Below are 16044 nucleotides of genomic sequence, written 5' to 3'. Positions count from 1 at the left end.
CCTCCGGCCTGCCCCGGGCCCCGGGAAGCCGTGCCCGCGTCGCCGGCCCCGCCGCCGGCGGTCCGCCCTGCCCGGTCAGGGCCGCCCGGGCGGGGTCCGCCCGGGCGCGAGCCGGCCGCGCCGGCGGACCCCGCCTCGGTGCCGGGGGCCGTCGGGGCGCTGCCGGTCCCGGCGCCGCCCCCGGCCGGGTCCGGTCGGGGGACCAGGGGCGCCGGGTGGGTCGGGCGGATCGGGTGGACCGGGATCTGGGTGACCGTGCCGCAGCTCGTGCAGCCCACCTCCGGGTGGGGCCACTCGCTCTCCCGTCCGCATGCCCCGCAGCGCACCGCCACCCAGCTGTCCGACCAGGTCCGGTGGGTCAGCGGCACCGCCGGTTCCAGCAGGTCCAGCGGTGGGGAGACCGGGCTCCCGCAGGCGCACGGGAAGACCGGGACGACGTAGTCGTTCTCGTTCAGACAGGCCGGGCAACGCACCGGGACCTTCTCCGCCATCGGATCCTCCACCCCTCGTTCGCCGTGCCCCGTCACCATCCCATGTCCTGCCCGCGCCCCGGCCGTTTTGTGCAACTCACCGACCCGAACCTGGCTTTTGGTGGGTTCCGCGGTACGGCCGTGCCTTGACGTGCGCGAAGACCTCCGCTTAGGTTGTTCCGTATAGCAGAACAAAACTTCCGGATTACGGAAACCGACCGGAAACAGCCTGACCGCAGGAGTACCGATGCCTCGTATGACCGCCGCTGCCGCGGCCGTGGAGATCCTCAAGCGCGAGGGAATTGACCAAGCGTTCGGCGTGCCCGGCGCAGCCATCAACCCCTTCTACCGCGAGCTCAAGAACGTCGGCGGCATCAGCCACACGCTCGCCCGTCACGTCGAGGGCGCCTCGCACATGGCCGAGGGGTACACCCGTGCCGCGGCGGGCAACATCGGTGTCTGCATCGGTACCTCCGGCCCCGCCGGCACCGACATGATCACCGGCCTGTACTCCGCGATCGCCGACTCGATCCCGATCCTGTGCATCACCGGCCAGGCGCCGGTCTCGAAGCTCCACAAGGAGGACTTCCAGGCCGTCGACATCGCCACCATCGCGAAGCCGGTCACCAAGGCCGCGACGACCGTCCTGGAGGCCGCGCAGGTCCCCGGCGTCTTCCAGCAGGCCTTCCACCTGATGCGCTCCGGCCGTCCCGGCCCGGTCCTCATCGACCTGCCGATCGACGTCCAGCTGACCGAGATCGAGTTCGACCCGGAGACCTACGAGCCGCTGCCGGTCTACAAGCCGTCCGCGACCCGCGCCCAGGCCGAGAAGGCGCTGAGCTTCCTGCTGGAGGCCGAGCGCCCGCTGATCGTCGCCGGTGGCGGCATCATCAACGCCGACGCTTCCGACCTGCTGGTCGAGTTCGCCGAGCTGACGAACATCCCGGTCATCTCCACCCTGATGGGCTGGGGCACCATCCCGGACGACCACGAGCTGGCCGCCGGCATGGTCGGCGTCCAGACCGCGCACCGCTACGGCAACGCGACGTTCCTGGAGTCGGACACCGTCATCGGCATCGGCAACCGCTGGGCCAACCGCCACACGGGCTACAACCTGGAGGCGTACACCAAGGGCCGCAAGTTCGTCCACGTCGACATCGAGCCCACCCAGCTCGGCAAGATCTTCGCCCCGGACTACGGCATCGCCTCCGACGCCAAGGTCGCCCTGGAGCTCTTCATCGAGATCGCCAAGGAGTGGAAGGCCGCGGGCAAGCTCCCGGACTTCTCCGCCTGGGCCGCCTCGGCGCAGGACCGCAAGGCCACCCTGCAGCGCCGCACGCACTTCGAGAACATCCCCATGAAGCCGCAGCGCGTCTACGAGGAGATGAACAAGGCGTTCGGCCCGGAGACCCGCTACGTCACCACCATCGGTCTCTCGCAGATCGCCGCGGCGCAGTTCCTGCACGTCTACAAGCCGCGCCACTGGGTCAACTGCGGCCAGGCCGGCCCGCTCGGCTGGACCATCCCGGCCGCCATCGGCGCCGCCACCGCGCAGCCGGACGTCCCGGTCGTCGCCCTGTCCGGCGACTACGACTTCCAGTTCATGATCGAGGAGCTGGCGGTCGCCGCCCAGCACAAGGTCCCCTACGTCCACGTCCTGGTGAACAACGCCTACCTGGGCCTGATCCGTCAGGCGCAGGGCGGCCTGGGCATCAACTTCGAGGTCAACCTCGAGTTCGAGAACATCAACACCCCGGAGATCGGCGTCTACGGCGTCGACCACGTCAAGGTCGCCGAGGGCCTGGGCGTCAAGGCCATCCGCGTCACCGACCCGGAGAAGCTGGGTGAGGCGTTCGAGGAGGCCAAGAAGCTGGCCCAGGAGTTCCAGGTCCCGGTCGTCGTCGAGGCGATCCTGGAGCGCATCACCAACATCGCGATGAGCAAGACGGTCGACATGAGCGACGTGACCGAGTTCGAGGAGCTCGCCACCGAGCCGGGCCACGCCCCGACCGCCATCAAGGCCCTGAAGGTCTGACCGACCTCTTCGGCCCGTCCTGAGAACGGCCCCCGCCCCTCCTGAGGGAGGCGCGGGGGCCGTTCCCGTTGTCCGCCGTCTGCCGTCTGCCGTTTGCCGTTTGCCGTTTGCCGTCTGCCGTCTGCCGTCTGCCGTCTGCCGTCTGCCGTCCGCCGTCTGCCGTCTGCCGTCCGCCGTCCGCCGTCCGCCGTCCGGTGCCCGTCCGGTGCCCGTCCGGTGCCTCCTGGGCGCAGCCCTGTGCGAAGCACCGGCACGCCACGCCGCAGCGCGCGGCCGTGGGCCTCTACGCGGGCCCACGCAGGCCTACGACCGCTCCCCGTGGCCCTGTGCCTGACCCACGGGAGGAGCGCCCTTCCCTGGGGCCCGGGGCGCCGGCCGGAGTGCGCAGGACCGCCGCCGGGCCCTCCATGGCCCACCGGGCCCGCCAAGGCCCCGCCAAGGCCCCGCCAAGGCCCGCCAGGACCACCAAGGCCCCGCCAGGACCGCCAAGGCGCTGCCCGTCCCCAGCGGGGCCCGGCGGCCCAGCAGGCGCGGCAGCGCGCCGAGGTGCTGTCCGTGCGCGGCAGCACCGGCGGCACGGCCAGGCTCACGCCCTCCAGGAGACAGCAGAGAGCCGAGTCACGGGACCGTCCGTGACTCGGCTCTCTGGGTGGTTACCGCCCGACGGGGCGAGGCTGGCGCGACAGGACGTTCGCACCCGCCGGGCGGGGTAGAGGGAGGGGTTTGTCGGGGTCAGGGGTTCTGTGCGTAGCCCCTGACCCCGCAGTGCGGCTGGGACCGCGGTGGTGGCGACGGGTCCGCCGGCTTCGTCTCCCTCAGGTCAAGAGACGGGCCGGGCGGCCCCTTACCACCGCACTGGCTCGACACCACCGCGGTCCTCGTCCTGCCCATTGCCGTGAACCACCCCTCATCCGGGTCCTCGGCAGCGGGCTGGCACCCGGGGCCCGACCTCCCGTCAGGCCCCCGGTGCGTTCCTGGTCCGGCTCAGTCCTCGCGCAGGGCGCGGACGGCCTCCTCGACGCGCTTGCCGTAGTCGGCGTCGGCGGCGTAGAAGTGAGCCAGATTCTTCTCGATGACGTCCTCGCGGGAGACCTGGGACAGGCCACCGGCGATGTTCGCCACCAGACGCTTCTTCTCGTCCTCGGACATCAGGCGGAACAACTCACCGGCCTGGAAGAAGTCGTCGTCCTTGGTGTGCAGCGGGGCGGCGTGGGTGCCGGTCCAGCCGGCCACCGCGAGCGGGGCGCCGAGGGCGTCTCCGGTCTCGGCCGGGCCCTGGTACGAGTTGGGCTCGTAGTTCTTGTCGTGGCGCGAGCCGTTGCGCAGCGCCATGGCGCCGTCGCGGCCGTAGTTCTGCGCGGTGGTCGCCTTGGGGGCGTTGACCGGCAGCAGGGTGTGGTTGACCCCGAGGCGGTAGCGCTGGGCGTCCGCGTAGGCGAACAGGCGGCCCTGGAGCATCTTGTCCGGCGAGGCGGTGATGCCCGGGACGAAGTTGTTCGGGGAGAAGGCGGACTGCTCGACCTCGGCGAAGACGTTCTCCGGGTTGCGGTCGAGGACCAGCCGGCCCACGCGCTGCAGCGGGTAGTCGGCGTGCGGCCACACCTTGGTGAGGTCGAACGGGTTGAAGCGGTAGTCCGCGGCCTCGGCGGCCGGCATGACCTGGACGTACAGGGTCCAGCTCGGGTTCACGCCGCGCTCGATGGCCTGGAGCAGGTCCGTCTGGTGCGAGTTGGGGTCCTTGCCGACGATCTCGGCGGCCTGCTCGGACGACAGGCAGCGGATGCCCTGGTTCGTCTTGAAGTGGTACTTGACGAAGAAGGCCTCGCCCTGGGCGTTGGTCCACTGGTAGGTGTGGGAGCCGTAGCCGTTCATGTGGCGGTACGAGGCCGGAATGCCGCGGTCACCCATCAGCCAGGTGATCTGGTGCGTCGCCTCGGGGGCGTGCGCCCAGAAGTCCCAGACGTTGTCCGGCTCCTGCTTGCCCGTGAACGGGTCGCGCTTCTGGGAGTGGATGAAGTCGGGGAACTTGATCGGGTCCTTGATGAAGAACACCGGGGTGTTGTTGCCGACGAGGTCGTAGTTGCCGTCCTCGGTGTAGAACTTCAGCGCGAAGCCGCGCGGGTCGCGGACGGCGTCCGCGCCACCGAGGGAGTCGGCCACGGTGGAGAAGCGCAGGAACGTTTCGGTCTTCTTGCCGACCGTGTTCAGGAACTTCGCCGAGGTCCACCGGGTGACGTCGTCCGTCACCTCGAAGTAGCCGTACGCGGCGGAACCGCGGGCGTGCACGACGCGCTCCGGGATGCGCTCACGGTTGAAGCGGGCGAGCTTCTCCAGGAGCTGCTGGTCCTGGACGAGGAGCGGGCCACCGACGCCGGCGGTGGCGGAGTTCTGGTTGTCGGCGACCGGGGCGCCGGACTCGGTCGTAAGCACGCGCTTCGACATCGTGGACCTTCCGTACGGGAGCTGCTGACGGAAAGCGTCTTCCGCCATGCGGAGGAGCCTAGGTTCAGGCGGAACGCAGCGTCAACAGTTTGTTGAACAAACAGGTGGAGAGGTGCTCCGGACGGCACCGGCGCTTGGGCGCGACAGGACAGGTGTCAGCACCGGTGCCATCCGGAAACTCAGGTCCCCCGGGAAAGGGGAGGCGGGGCCCGCCAGGGACCGCGCCGGCCAGGGGCCGGTCGGTCAGACCTGCGAGCCGGAGAGGCGCTCGACCGCGCGCAGCAGGGCGGAGTGGTCCAGGCCGCCGTCGCCCTGGGCGCGCAGGGAGGCGACCAGCTGGGCGACCACGGCGCCGACCGGGAGGGCCGCACCGACGTTGCGGGCGGCGTCGGTGACGATGCCCATGTCCTTGTGGTGCAGGTCGATCCGGAAGCCGGGCTTGAAGTCGCGGTTGAGGAAGTTGTCCTTCTTGCGGGTCAGCACCGTGGAGCCGGCCAGACCGCCGTTGAGGACGTCGAGCGCGGCCTGGAGGTCCACGCCGGACTTCTCCAGGAAGACCACGGCCTCGGCGCACGCCTGGATGTTGACGGCGACGATGAGCTGGTTGGCGGCCTTCACCGTCTGGCCGGAGCCGTGCGGGCCGCACAGGACGATGGTCTTGCCGAGGGCCTCCAGGATGGGCAGGGCCTCGTCGAAGTCGGCCTGCTCGCCACCCACCATGATCGACAGGACGGCCTCGATGGCGCCGGCCTCGCCGCCGGACACCGGGGCGTCCAGGACCCGCAGGCCCTTCTCGGCGGCGTTCTTCGCCAGGTCGACCGAGGTCTGCGGGGTGATCGAGGACATGTCCACGATCAGCGCGCGGGACTTGGCGTTCTCCAGGATGCCCTCGGGGCCGTAGGAGATGGCCTCGACGTGCGGGGAGGCGGGCACCATCGTGATGATCACGTCGGCGTCCTTGACGGCCTCGGCGATCGAACCGGCCGCGGTGCCGCCGGCGGCGGCCAGCCGGTCCAGCTTGTCCTGCTCCAGCGTGTAGCCGGTGACCGAGTAACCGGCCTTGAGGAGGTTCTCGGACATGGGGGAGCCCATGATGCCGAGGCCGATCCACGCGATCTTGGGGAGGTTGCTCATGATGAGGGTGTCCTTCTGCTGAAGCTCGTGAAGCTGTGTACGAAGAGTCGAAAAGAGGGGAGGGTGTCCGGGCGATCGTCCGGACTTCGTCCTCCTACTCGGCCGCGCGGGCCCCGGCCGGCAGCCAGCCGAAGGACTCGGCCGCGTTCTCGGCCTTGTACTCCAGGCCGACGAAGCCCTGGTAGCCGGCCTTGCGGAGCTGGTCGAGGAGGTCCTCCAGGGGCAGCTCGCCCGTGCCCGGGGCACCCCGGCCGGGCTTGTCCGCGATCTGGACGTGGCCGGTCCTGGCGGCGTACTTTTCGATGACCTCGGAGAGGTCCTCCTCGTTCATCGCCAGGTGGTACAGGTCGAGGAGGAACTTCGCGTTCCCCAGCCCCGTCGCCTCGTTCACCTTGTCCACGACCTCGATCGCGGACGGCGCGCTCACCAGCGGGTAGAGCGGGGACTCGGGCTTGTTCAGCGTCTCGATCAGCAGGATCGCGCCGACGCGGTCGGCGGCCCGGGCCGCGACCACCAGGTTCTCGAGCGCGAGCTCGTCCTGGACGGCCGGGTCCACCCCCTCGACACGGTTGCCGTAGAGGGCGTTCAGCGCCTTGCAGCCGACGGAGGCGGCGAAGTCCGCCGCGACGTCGATGTTGGCGCGGAAGCGGTCCGACTCCTCACCGGGCACCGAGACCGCGCCGCGGTCCGGGCCGGGGAGCCGGCCGGCGTAGAAGTTCAGGCCCACCAGCTGGGTGCCCGCGTCCTCAAGAGCCTTCTTGAGGGCGTCCAGCTCCTCCTGAGCCGGGGTGGGGGTGTCGATCCAGGGCCACCACAGCTCGACCGCGGTGAAGCCCGCCGCGGCGGCGGCCGCGGGGCGCTCCAGGAGCGGGAGTTCCGTGAAGAGGATCGACAGGTTCACATCGAAGCGCTGGTCCGAGTATCCCATGAGGGGTGTGCGCTCCTTCCGTATTGCGGAAGTTTGTTTCTGCTTGATGGAAGACTGCAAGGCGGGCGTCCCCGTTGTCAAGTGCGGACTGCCGAAAAATCGTGACCGCGGGGTAGCTTGACGGCGTGCGATTGAGAGTGGAGTTCACGACCGAGCCCTTCGACCTCGAAGAGGCCCCCGCCCACGCCGTGGCCGCCCGCGAGGTCATCCAGAAGGCCCAGCTGGACGCGGTGGACGTCGGCCCGTTCGGCAACACCGCCGAGGGTGAGGCCGCCAGCGTGCTGGGGGCGGTGGACGCGTTGCTGCGCGACGCGCTGGCCGCCGGGGCCACCCGGGTCTCGCTCCAGGTGAACGTGATCGGGGAGGACACCCCATGACCGAACCCCGCGACCACCCGTTCGTCGCCGCGGTCAAGCCGCTGGTGGACGCGATGGGCGGCGAGCTGATGGATCCGGCCCGGGCCGAGCCCGACGACGTGGTGCTGAGCTGGGAGGGCGAGGACGTGCTGGCCGTGCGGCTGCCGCAGCTGTCCGACTCGCTCGACCACATCCTGGCCGCGCTGGAACGCCGGCACGGCATGCCGCTGGCCCAGCTCGACCGGAAGGCCAAGCAGGACGTGGTGCGCATACTGGAAGCGCGGGGCGCGTTCTCCGTGCGGCACGGTGTGGAGACGGTGGCCACGGCGCTCGGCGTGAGCCGCTTCACGGTGTACAACTACTTGAACCGGGAAAATCCCAACAAATCCCACCAGGCGTGAGTCGGCTCTCACCGTCGGTGACAGGCCGCCGCCCGATTCAACCGGGCGGCGGCTTTTGTGTACGCGAAGTTTCAACAAAGTGTTGACGCCGTGTTGTCGAGGGCGTTAGCTATGCGCAGCCCGTCAAAGCAATCAGGCCACGGAGGCAGTCCCGTGACTTCGCGTTCCACCCCGGGGCTCTCCCGGTTCAACACCTTGGACGACAGCGCGGCCACGGCCGAGCTGCACGAGGTGTGCGCCAGTTCGGCATGGGGCAGCAAGCTCCTGGCCCAGCGCCCCTACGCCACCGCCGACGACCTGTTCGCCGCGAGCGACGCCGCCATGGCGGAGCTCACCGCGGAGGACCTGGCCGAGGCGATGGCCGGCCACCCGCCGATCGGCCGCCCGAAGCCGGGAGACCCGACCTCCGCCCGCGAGCAGCGGGGGATGGCCGGGGCCTCCGAGGAGCTCAAGGCCGAGCTGCTCGAACTGAACCTGGCCTACCAGGACAAGTTCGGCCACGTCTTCCTGATCTGCGCCACCGGTGCGACCGGTGAGCAGATGCGCGACGCGCTCAGGATCCGGATCGAGAACACTGCCGAGGCCGAGCGGGAGATCGCCCGCGGGGAGCTCGTCAAGATCAACCGGATTCGTCTGACGCGACTCGCAGAAGGAGAGTGAACTGCCGATGAGCACCGCGACCACCGCCTCGGTGTCCACGCACATCCTGGACACCAGCATCGGCCGCCCCGCCGAGGGCGTCGCCATCACCCTGTCGGCCCGCAGCGGCTCCGACGCCGCGTGGACCGAGCTGGGCGGCAGCGCCACCGACAACGACGGGCGCTGCAAGGACCTGCCGGCACTGCCGGAGGGCACCACCCACGTACGCCTCGACTTCGAGACCGAGACGTACTTCGCCAAGAAGCAAGCCGCCGAGGCGCAGCAGGACGCCCCCCGCGTAAGGGACAGCGGTGCGTTCTTCCCCGAGGTCACCATCACCTTCGCGGTGAACCCGGGCGAGCACTACCACGTACCGCTGCTGCTCAACCCGTTCGGCTACTCCGTTTACCGAGGGAGCTAGCAGACAATGCCCACGATTCTCGGCCAGAACCAGTACGGCAAAGCAGAGAACCGCGTCGTCAAGATCACGCGGGACGGCGACACCCACCACATCAAGGACCTGAACGTCTCCGTCGCCCTCTCCGGCGACATGGACGACGTCCACTACTCCGGCTCGAACGCGAACGTCCTGCCCACGGACACCACCAAGAACACGGTGTACGCGTTCGCCAAGGAGTACGGCATCGAGTCCGCCGAGCAGTTCGGCATCCACCTGGCGCGGTGGTTCGTAGGCAGCCAGGAGCCGATCCAGCGGGCGCGCATCCGCATCGAGGAGTACGCCTGGGAGCGGATCCAGACCTCGGACTCCCACTCGAAGTTCATCGGGGCCGACGAGGTCAAGCACTCCTTCGTCCGCAAGGGCCAGGAGACCCGCGTCACCCAGATCACCTACGACGGCCAGAACTGGGAGGTCATCTCCGGCCTCAAGGACCTGATCGTCATGAACTCCACCAACTCGGAGTTCTGGGGTTACGTCAAGGACAAGTACACGACCCTCCAGGAGGCGTACGACCGCATCCTGGCCACCCAGGTGTCGGGCCGCTGGCGGTTCAACTGGACCGACGACGAGCAGCGGATGCCCAACTGGGAGAAGTCCTACGAGGCCACCAAGAAGCACATGCTGGAGGCCTTCGCGGAGACCTACTCCCTCTCCCTGCAGCAGACCCTGTACCAGATGGGTTCGCGCATCATCAACCACCGTTCGGAGATCGACGAGGTCCGCTTCTCGCTCCCGAACAAGCACCACTTCCTGGTCGACCTGGAGCCTTTCGGCCTCAAGAACGACAACGAGGTGTACTTCGCCGCGGACCGCCCGTACGGTCTGATCGAGGCCACGATCCTGCGGGACGGCGCCGACGCGCGCATCCCGGTGGACCTGACCAACCTCTAGTCGGCGCACCCGCGTCCCCGGGGCCCGTACCGGCCCCGGGACCGCAGGCCCGCACCCGCAACACAGGACGACTTCCTGAACTCGGCACCCGGAGCATCACACGGGGCGGCAGTACTGTCAGCTGCCAGGGCCCCCGGTTTCGGTACTCAAATCCCCTGGGTCCTGCCGTGCCCGCACCGCCACTGAAAGCACGAGGAAGCCCCCATGGCAGCCACTGACAGCGCGGTCGAGCGCATCGTCATCGAGAACTGTGCGATCGCGACCGTCGACGCGAACGACACCGAGTACGCCTCGGGTCACATCGTCATCGCCGGCAACCGGATCGAGGCCATCGGCGCGGGCGACGCCCCCGGCAACCTCGAGAACGTGGTACGTCGCATCGACGCCACCGGCCACCTCGTGACCCCCGGTCTGGTCAACACCCACCACCACTTCTACCAGTGGATCACCCGAGGCCTGGCCACCGACCACAACCTCTTCAACTGGCTCGTGGCGCTGTACCCGACCTGGGCGCGCATCGACGAGCAGATGGCCTACTCGGCCGCCCAGGGCTCCCTGGCCGCGATGGCCCGCGGCGGTGTCACCACCGCCATGGACCACCACTACGTGTACCCCAAGGGAGCCGGCGACCTGTCCGGCGCGATCATCCGCGCCGCGTCCGAGATGGGCGTCCGCTTCACGCTGGCCCGCGGCTCCATGGACCGCAGCGAGAAGGACGGCGGCCTGCCGCCGGACCACGCGGTCGAGACCCTCGAAGGCGCCCTGGCCGACACCGAGGCGACCGTCAAGAAGTTCCACGACGCCTCCTTCGACGCCATGACCCAGGTCGCCGTCGCCCCGTGCTCCCCCTTCTCGGTCTCCACCGAACTCCTCAAGCAGGGCGCCGAGCTGGCCCGCCGCCTCGGTGTGCGCATGCACACCCACGGCAGCGAGACGGTCGAGGAGGAGAAGTTCTGCCACGAGCTCTTCGGCATGGGCCCGACCGACTACTTCGAGTCGACCGGCTGGCTCGGCGAGGACGTGTGGATGGCGCACAGCGTCCACATGAACGACTCCGACATCGCCGCCTTCGCCCGGACGAAGACCGGTGTGGCGCACTGCCCGTCCTCCAACGCCCGGCTGGCCGCCGGCATCGCCCGCGTCCCGGACATGCTCGCCGCCGGCGTTCCGGTCGGCCTCGGCGTCGACGGCACCGCCTCCAACGAGTCCGGCGAGCTGCACACCGAGCTGCGCAACGCGCTCCTGATCAACCGCCTGAACCCGGTGCACCGCGAGGCCGCCCTCAACGCCCGCCAGTCGCTGCGGCTGGGCACCTACGGCGGCGCGCAGGTCCTCGGCCGCGCCGACAACATCGGTTCGCTGGAGGTCGGCAAGCTCGCCGACCTGGTGCTGTGGAACCTCTCCACCTTCCTGCACTCCTCGATCGCCGACCCGGTGACCGCGCTGGTCTTCGGTGCCGCCGCCCCGGTGACCGCCTCGTTCGTCAACGGCAAGCAGATCGTCGAGAACAACCGTCTGCTCACCGCCGACGAGGACGCCATCGCCCGCTCCACGCGGGAAGAGGCGCAGCGCCTGGCGCGGATCTCCGCCCAGGGCTGATCCCACGGTTCCGGCCGGGGGGGACGGCCCCCGGCCGGCCGCCGTGGACCCGAGCGGGGTCCACGGCAGCCGTTCCCGGGCGGCGCCTGAGGTCAGCCGAAGGCGTCACCCGGGGGCGGTGACTCGTGCCACCACCACGGGCCCGGCCCGGGTGCAGTTCTGTCATGTCACCGTCCACCGTCCCTCGCTCCTCCTTCTTCCTTCCCGTCCGCGCGCCGCACCGCGCTCGCTCTTGCACCACCTCCTTGACACCCGCGTCCCCTGCCGGCGCGTTAACCGACCGGAGGAACACCAGTGGCCGCCATGCCCAGGTTCCGCAAAGCAGCAGTTGCAGTACCGGAGGACAAGCACCCGGTCGACGAGACCCTCCCTCCGGTGAAGATGTTCACGAGCGGCCTCCAGCACGTGGCCGCGATGTACGCGGGGGTCGTGGCCCCGCCCATGATCGTCGGCCCGGCCGTCGGGCTCTCCGCCACCGAGACCGCCTTCCTGATGGGCGCCTCGCTGTTCACGGCCGGACTCGCCACCCTCCTGCAGACCCTCGGGTTCTGGCGGATCGGCGCCCGGCTGCCCTTCGTCAACGGGGTCTCGTTCGCCGGGGTGACGCCGATGATCGCCATCGGCAAGGACCAGGGCGCCGACGCCCTCCCCGTCATCTTCGGGGCGATCGTCACCGCCGGACTCCTCGGCTTCTTCGCCGCCCCCTACTTCGGCAGGCTCGTCCGCTTCTTCCCACCCGTGGTCACGGGTACGGTCATCACCCTGATCGGCGTCTCCCTGCTGCCGGTGGCCTTCAACTGGTCCCAGGGCGGCAACCGTACGGCCGCCGACTACGGCTCGATGCGCAACATCGGCATGGCCGCGCTCACGCTCGCGATCGTGCTGGTGCTGCGCCGGCTGCTGCGGGGCTTTCTCCAGCAGATCGCCATCCTGCTCGGCCTGGTCGCCGGCACGCTGGTCGCGATACCGCTCGGCATGACCGACTTCGACGCCTTCCGCTCGGCCGCCTGGGTGGGCTTCCCGACCCCGCTGCACTTCGGCGCACCGCAGTTCCACCTCGCCGCGGTGGTCTCCATGTGCATCGTGATGCTGGTCTGCATGACCGAGTCCACCGCCGACATCCTGGCCCTCGGCCGGATCGTCGACCGGTCCGCCGACGCCCGGACCATCGAGGGCGGCCTGCGCGCCGACGCCCTCGGCAGCGCGGTCAGCCCGCTCTTCAACGGCTTCATGTGCAGCGCCTTCGCCCAGAACATCGGCCTGGTCGCCATGACCAAGGTGCGCAGCCGGTACGTGGTCGCCGCCGGCGGCGGCATCCTGATCCTGCTCGGCCTGTGCCCGAAGGCCGCCTCCGTCATCGCCCTGGTCCCGCTGCCGGTCCTCGGCGGCGCCGGGATCGTGCTCTTCGGCTCGGTCGCCGCCAGCGGCATCCAGACCCTGGCGGGCGCGGCCATGGAGCGGGGCGAGAACGCTCTGATCGTCGCCGCCTCGGTGGGCGTCGGCCTGATCCCGATCGCCGCCCCGGGCTTCTACCACGCCTTCCCCAAGGACCTGCTGGTCGTCCTGGACTCGGGCATCAGCACCGGCTGTCTGGTGGCCATCGTGCTCAACCTGGCCTTCAACCACCTCGGTGCCCGTAAGGGCGCGGCCCCCGCGCCGGAGCCCGTACCGGTGCACTGAAACACGGCAGGAGCGGCCGCGGTCCCCCTCGGAGAGCCGAAGGGGACCGCGGCCGCACGCGTCGGATCAGGGCATCGCGGTCAGGTACATCCCGGTGTGGTCGGCGCCGGCCGTGTTCCGGCAGGAGAAGTCGCCGGACGGCCTGGCGCCCAGCAGGCTCAGGCAGCGGCCCAGGGCCAACTGGCCGTAGTAGTTGGGGTGCATGGACTCCTGCACGGGGCCCTGCGTCTCGCTGCTGTCGATCCAGCGCGCCCACTCGCTGGTCCGGGCCGAGGCCGGCGCCGTGGAGCTGACCAGCTTGCTGGCCCTGGCGCACACCTCTCGTCCCTGGAGCATGTCGCGCAGGTCCAGGAACTGCACGCCCTTGGCGGTCGCCACGCCCCGCAGGCGGTCGGCGAGCTGCGGCACCAGCGTGTCACGGGCCCAGTCGGAGTCCCGGTTCCAGAACGGGCAGCCGCCCGTGTTCAGCCGGCTCCAGTCGCTCTGGGTGTACCGGTTCTCCGCGCCGCGCGGGATCGGCGAGGGGTAGGACTGCAGGACGATCCGGTAGTCGCCGGAGGCGTACCCGGCGCCGGACATCACGGCGCGGATCTCGTCCACGGACTTGCCGACCTTCTGCATCACCCCGTCGATGCGCTGGTCGACCTTCTCCTGCTGGTCGTCGTAGCAGTACGAGTTCCAGAGGACGAAGTCGAGCGCGCAGTCCTTGATGATGTCGGCGAAGCCCAGGTCGTTGCCGCCGATCGAGAGGGTGATCAGCTTGATGTCGTGGGTCCGGGCCACGGCGGCGAGCTGGTCGGCCTGCGGGGCCTCGCCCTTGTACGCCGCACCGCCGTTGGAGGCGCGGAAGACGTTGTCGGAGGTGGCGCCCGAGCAGGCGAGGTTGATCGCCACGGAGGCGAGCGGTCCGGCGCCGTTGATCTCGGCGGCGTCCGAGCGGTGGCAGCCGTTGGCCTCCGAGGCGCCGTACACCTTCGACGGGTCGTAGGTGGAGCCGCTCACCCAGGCCCGGTCGGTGCCGGTGCGGTTGCCCGTGTTGGTCAGGCTGTTGCCCTTCCAGCGGCCGGCCTCGCCCGAGATGTAGCTGTCACCGAGGGAGACGACGGCGGTGGGGCCCTGGCCGGGGCCCGCCGCGGCGGTGCCGGAACCGGCCGTCAGGGCGGTGGTGAGGGCGAGCGGGAGGACCAGTCCGGCCCCGGCCAGCCGTCGCACGCGGCTGCCGGACCTCTTCTTCTCACGAGCGGTGCGGAATCCGATCACTGCGGAACTCCTGCGGTCGGCCATGGCGAAGCCGGGAACAACTTCGGTGCATGGCTGGGGAAGTGGGGGTACCGCCGGCCGGTGGCACCGGAAAGGTGACATGCGCCGCATTGTTACCGCTAGGTAGCCGCACATTACGATGGAGTAACGACCGATCGGTCGTTCGGGAGCGGTGGTCCGGCCGGATCCCGACGGTGGAACGACCGGGCCCCCGGTGTCCGAAGACACCGGGGGCCCGGTCGCCGGTTCGGCCGCTGTGCGAATTCAGCCGATTCCAGGGGTCCTTCAGCCGACGAGCTGCTCGTAGGCCGGGAGGGTGAGGAAGTCCGCGTAGTCGGCGTCCAGCGCGACCTGGAGCAGCAGGTCATGGGCCTGCTGCCACGTGCCCGCAGCGAAGGCCTCCTCGCCGATCTCGGCGCGGATCGCGGCCAGTTCCTCGGCGGCGACCGCACGGGTCAGCTCGGCCGTGGCCCGCTCGCCGTTCTCGAAGACCACGCCCGCGTTGATCCACTGCCAGATCTGGGAGCGGGAGATCTCCGCGGTGGCCGCGTCCTCCATCAGGTTGAAGATGGCGACGGCGCCCAGGCCCCGCAGCCAGGCCTCGATGTAGCGGATGCCGACCTGGACGGCGTTGCGCAGGCCCTCGTAGGTGGGGCGGGCGTCGAGGGAGTCGATCGCGATCAGGTCGCCGGGGGCCACCGCGACGTCCTCGCGCAGCCGGTCCTTCTGGTGGGGCTTCTCGCCCAGCACCGCGTCGAAGGAGGCCATCGCGATCGGGACCAGGTCGGGGTGGGCGACCCAGGAGCCGTCGAAACCGTCGCCGGCCTCGCGGTCCTTGTCGGCCTTGACCTTCTCGAAGGCGACCTTGTTGACCTCGGGGTCCTTGCGGGACGGGATGAAGGCCGCCATGCCGCCGATGGCGTGCGCGCCGCGCTTGTGGCAGGTGCGCACCAGCAGTTCGGTGTACGCGCGCATGAACGGGGCGGTCATCGTCACGGCGTTGCGGTCCGGCAGGACGAACTTCTCGCCGCCGTCACGGAAGTTCTTGACGATGGAGAACAGGTAGTCCCAGCGGCCCGCGTTCAGACCGGCCGCGTGGTCGCGCAGCTCGTAGAGGATCTCCTCCATCTCGTACGCGGCCGTGATCGTCTCGATCAGCACGGTGGCGCGGACGGTGCCCTGCGGGATGCCGACGTAGTCCTGGGCGAAGACGAAGATCTCGTTCCAGAGGCGGGCCTCCAGGTGCGACTCCGTCTTCGGGAGGTAGAAGTACGGGCCCTTGCCGAGGTCGATCAGACGCTGGGCGTTGTGGAAGAAGTACAGGCCGAAGTCCACCAGCGCACCGGGCACCGGGCGGCCGTCGGCGGTCAGGTGACGCTCCTCCAGGTGCCAGCCGCGCGGGCGCATCACCACGGTGGCGAGCTCCTCGGCGGGCTTGAGGGCGTAGGACTTGCCGCTGCGCGGGTCGGTGAAGTCGATGCGGCGCTCGTAGGCGTCGATCAGGTTGAGCTGGCCGAGGACCACGTTCTCCCAGGTGGGGGCCGAGGCGTCCTCGAAGTCGGCGAGCCAGACCTTGGCGCCCGAGTTCAGGGCGTTGACGGTCATCTTGCGGTCGGTCGGTCCGGTGATCTCCACACGGCGGTCGTTCAGCGCGGCCGGGGCCGGGGCCACCTTCCAGTCGCCCTCGCGGATCTGTGCGGTCTCCGGGAGGAAGTCGAGGTGGGAGGTGCGGGCGATCTCGGCGCGGCG

13 protein-coding genes and 1 pseudogene are annotated in these 16044 nt (G+C 70.0%); 8 read left to right on the top strand and 6 right to left on the bottom strand.

Annotation, left to right across the window (positions count from 1 at the left end):
* Positions 1–491 (bottom strand): annotated as a pseudogene (locus EF918_RS21450) (hypothetical protein); the annotation flags it as partial.
* A 226-nt stretch (positions 492–717) separates the two neighbouring features.
* Between EF918_RS21450 and gcl the strand changes: the two are divergent.
* A complete protein-coding gene (gene gcl, locus EF918_RS21445; protein ID WP_125649073.1) occupies positions 718–2505 on the top strand; it encodes a glyoxylate carboligase in 1788 nt (595 codons plus the stop codon).
* 984 nt (positions 2506–3489) lie between these two features.
* On the opposite strand, the gene EF918_RS21440 is transcribed toward gcl, so the two are convergent.
* The 3 genes from EF918_RS21440 to EF918_RS21430 all read right to left on the bottom strand — a co-directional run bounded on the left by EF918_RS21440 (position 3490) and on the right by EF918_RS21430 (position 7009).
* Positions 3490–4947, bottom strand: coding sequence for a catalase (locus EF918_RS21440; protein ID WP_125649079.1), 1458 nt, complete (start codon positions 4945–4947; stop codon positions 3490–3492).
* A 243-nt stretch (positions 4948–5190) separates the two neighbouring features.
* Positions 5191–6081, bottom strand: a complete 891-nt coding sequence (locus EF918_RS21435) for a 2-hydroxy-3-oxopropionate reductase (RefSeq protein ID WP_125649070.1) — start codon at positions 6079–6081, stop codon at positions 5191–5193.
* A 94-nt stretch (positions 6082–6175) separates the two neighbouring features.
* Positions 6176–7009: a TIM barrel protein gene (locus tag EF918_RS21430; RefSeq protein WP_125649067.1), complete on the bottom strand. Its 834-nt coding sequence runs from the start codon at positions 7007–7009 to the stop codon at positions 6176–6178.
* A gap of 125 nt (positions 7010–7134) precedes the next feature.
* On the opposite strand from EF918_RS21430, the gene EF918_RS21425 reads away from it, so the two are divergent.
* The 7 genes from EF918_RS21425 (at position 7135) to EF918_RS21395 (ending at position 13035) form a co-directional block, all read left to right on the top strand.
* On the top strand, positions 7135–7386 hold the full coding sequence (locus EF918_RS21425; RefSeq protein WP_125649064.1) for a hypothetical protein: 252 nt from the start codon (positions 7135–7137) through the stop codon (positions 7384–7386).
* Entirely contained in the window at positions 7383–7766 is a 384-nt protein-coding gene (locus tag EF918_RS21420; RefSeq protein ID WP_125649061.1) for a helix-turn-helix domain-containing protein, read from the top strand. The genes EF918_RS21425 and EF918_RS21420 overlap by 4 nt, the downstream gene beginning before the upstream one ends.
* Positions 7767–7919: 153 nt before the next feature.
* The gene (uraD, locus tag EF918_RS21415; protein ID WP_125649057.1) at positions 7920–8426 is read left to right on the top strand and encodes a 2-oxo-4-hydroxy-4-carboxy-5-ureidoimidazoline decarboxylase; all 507 of its coding nucleotides are present in this window, start codon (positions 7920–7922) and stop codon (positions 8424–8426) included.
* A 7-nt stretch (positions 8427–8433) separates the two neighbouring features.
* Positions 8434–8826 carry a hydroxyisourate hydrolase gene (gene uraH / locus EF918_RS21410; protein ID WP_125649054.1) on the top strand — a complete coding sequence of 131 codons (393 nt, stop codon included), beginning with the start codon at positions 8434–8436 and terminating at the stop codon, positions 8824–8826.
* A 6-nt stretch (positions 8827–8832) separates the two neighbouring features.
* Complete coding sequence (gene pucL, locus EF918_RS21405) at positions 8833–9756, top strand: factor-independent urate hydroxylase (RefSeq protein ID WP_125649051.1); 924 nt, start codon at positions 8833–8835, stop codon at positions 9754–9756.
* Between the two features lie 204 nt (positions 9757–9960).
* Positions 9961–11355, top strand: a complete 1395-nt coding sequence (locus EF918_RS21400) for an 8-oxoguanine deaminase (RefSeq protein WP_125649048.1) — start codon at positions 9961–9963, stop codon at positions 11353–11355.
* Between the two features lie 303 nt (positions 11356–11658).
* Complete coding sequence (locus EF918_RS21395; protein WP_185921845.1) at positions 11659–13035, top strand: nucleobase:cation symporter-2 family protein; 1377 nt, start codon at positions 11659–11661, stop codon at positions 13033–13035.
* Positions 13036–13101: 66 nt separating this feature from the next.
* Here EF918_RS21395 and EF918_RS21390 read toward each other — a convergent pair whose 3' ends face one another.
* Together EF918_RS21390 and aceB are read right to left on the bottom strand one after the other, a co-directional pair.
* Positions 13102–14295 (bottom strand): GDSL-type esterase/lipase family protein, encoded by a 1194-nt coding sequence (locus EF918_RS21390; protein ID WP_260610459.1) that lies wholly within the window; start codon positions 14293–14295, stop codon positions 13102–13104.
* Positions 14296–14580: 285 nt separating this feature from the next.
* A partial coding sequence (aceB, locus tag EF918_RS21385; protein WP_125649041.1) for a malate synthase A occupies positions 14581–16044 on the bottom strand: 1464 nt, incomplete at its 5' end.

It is taken from the genome of Streptomyces sp. WAC06614, assembly GCF_003949795.1.
Lineage (GTDB): Bacteria > Actinomycetota > Actinomycetes > Streptomycetales > Streptomycetaceae > Streptomyces.
This window is presented reverse-complemented; position numbering and strand designations above follow the sequence as displayed.

Bases quoted from the DNA above. Each gene is read 5' to 3' on its own strand.
- gcl (WP_125649073.1), top strand. From the start codon at position 718: ATGCCTCGTATGACCGCCGCTGCCGCGGCCGTGGAGATCCTCAAGCGC.
- EF918_RS21440 (WP_125649079.1), bottom strand. From the start codon at position 4,947: ATGTCGAAGCGCGTGCTTACGACCGAGTCCGGCGCCCCGGTCGCCGAC.
- EF918_RS21435 (WP_125649070.1), bottom strand. From the start codon at position 6,081: ATGAGCAACCTCCCCAAGATCGCGTGGATCGGCCTCGGCATCATGGGC.
- EF918_RS21430 (WP_125649067.1), bottom strand. From the start codon at position 7,009: ATGGGATACTCGGACCAGCGCTTCGATGTGAACCTGTCGATCCTCTTC.
- EF918_RS21420 (WP_125649061.1), top strand. From the start codon at position 7,383: ATGACCGAACCCCGCGACCACCCGTTCGTCGCCGCGGTCAAGCCGCTG.
- uraH (WP_125649054.1), top strand. From the start codon at position 8,434: ATGAGCACCGCGACCACCGCCTCGGTGTCCACGCACATCCTGGACACC.
- pucL (WP_125649051.1), top strand. From the start codon at position 8,833: ATGCCCACGATTCTCGGCCAGAACCAGTACGGCAAAGCAGAGAACCGC.
- EF918_RS21400 (WP_125649048.1), top strand. From the start codon at position 9,961: ATGGCAGCCACTGACAGCGCGGTCGAGCGCATCGTCATCGAGAACTGT.
- EF918_RS21395 (WP_185921845.1), top strand. From the start codon at position 11,659: ATGCCCAGGTTCCGCAAAGCAGCAGTTGCAGTACCGGAGGACAAGCAC.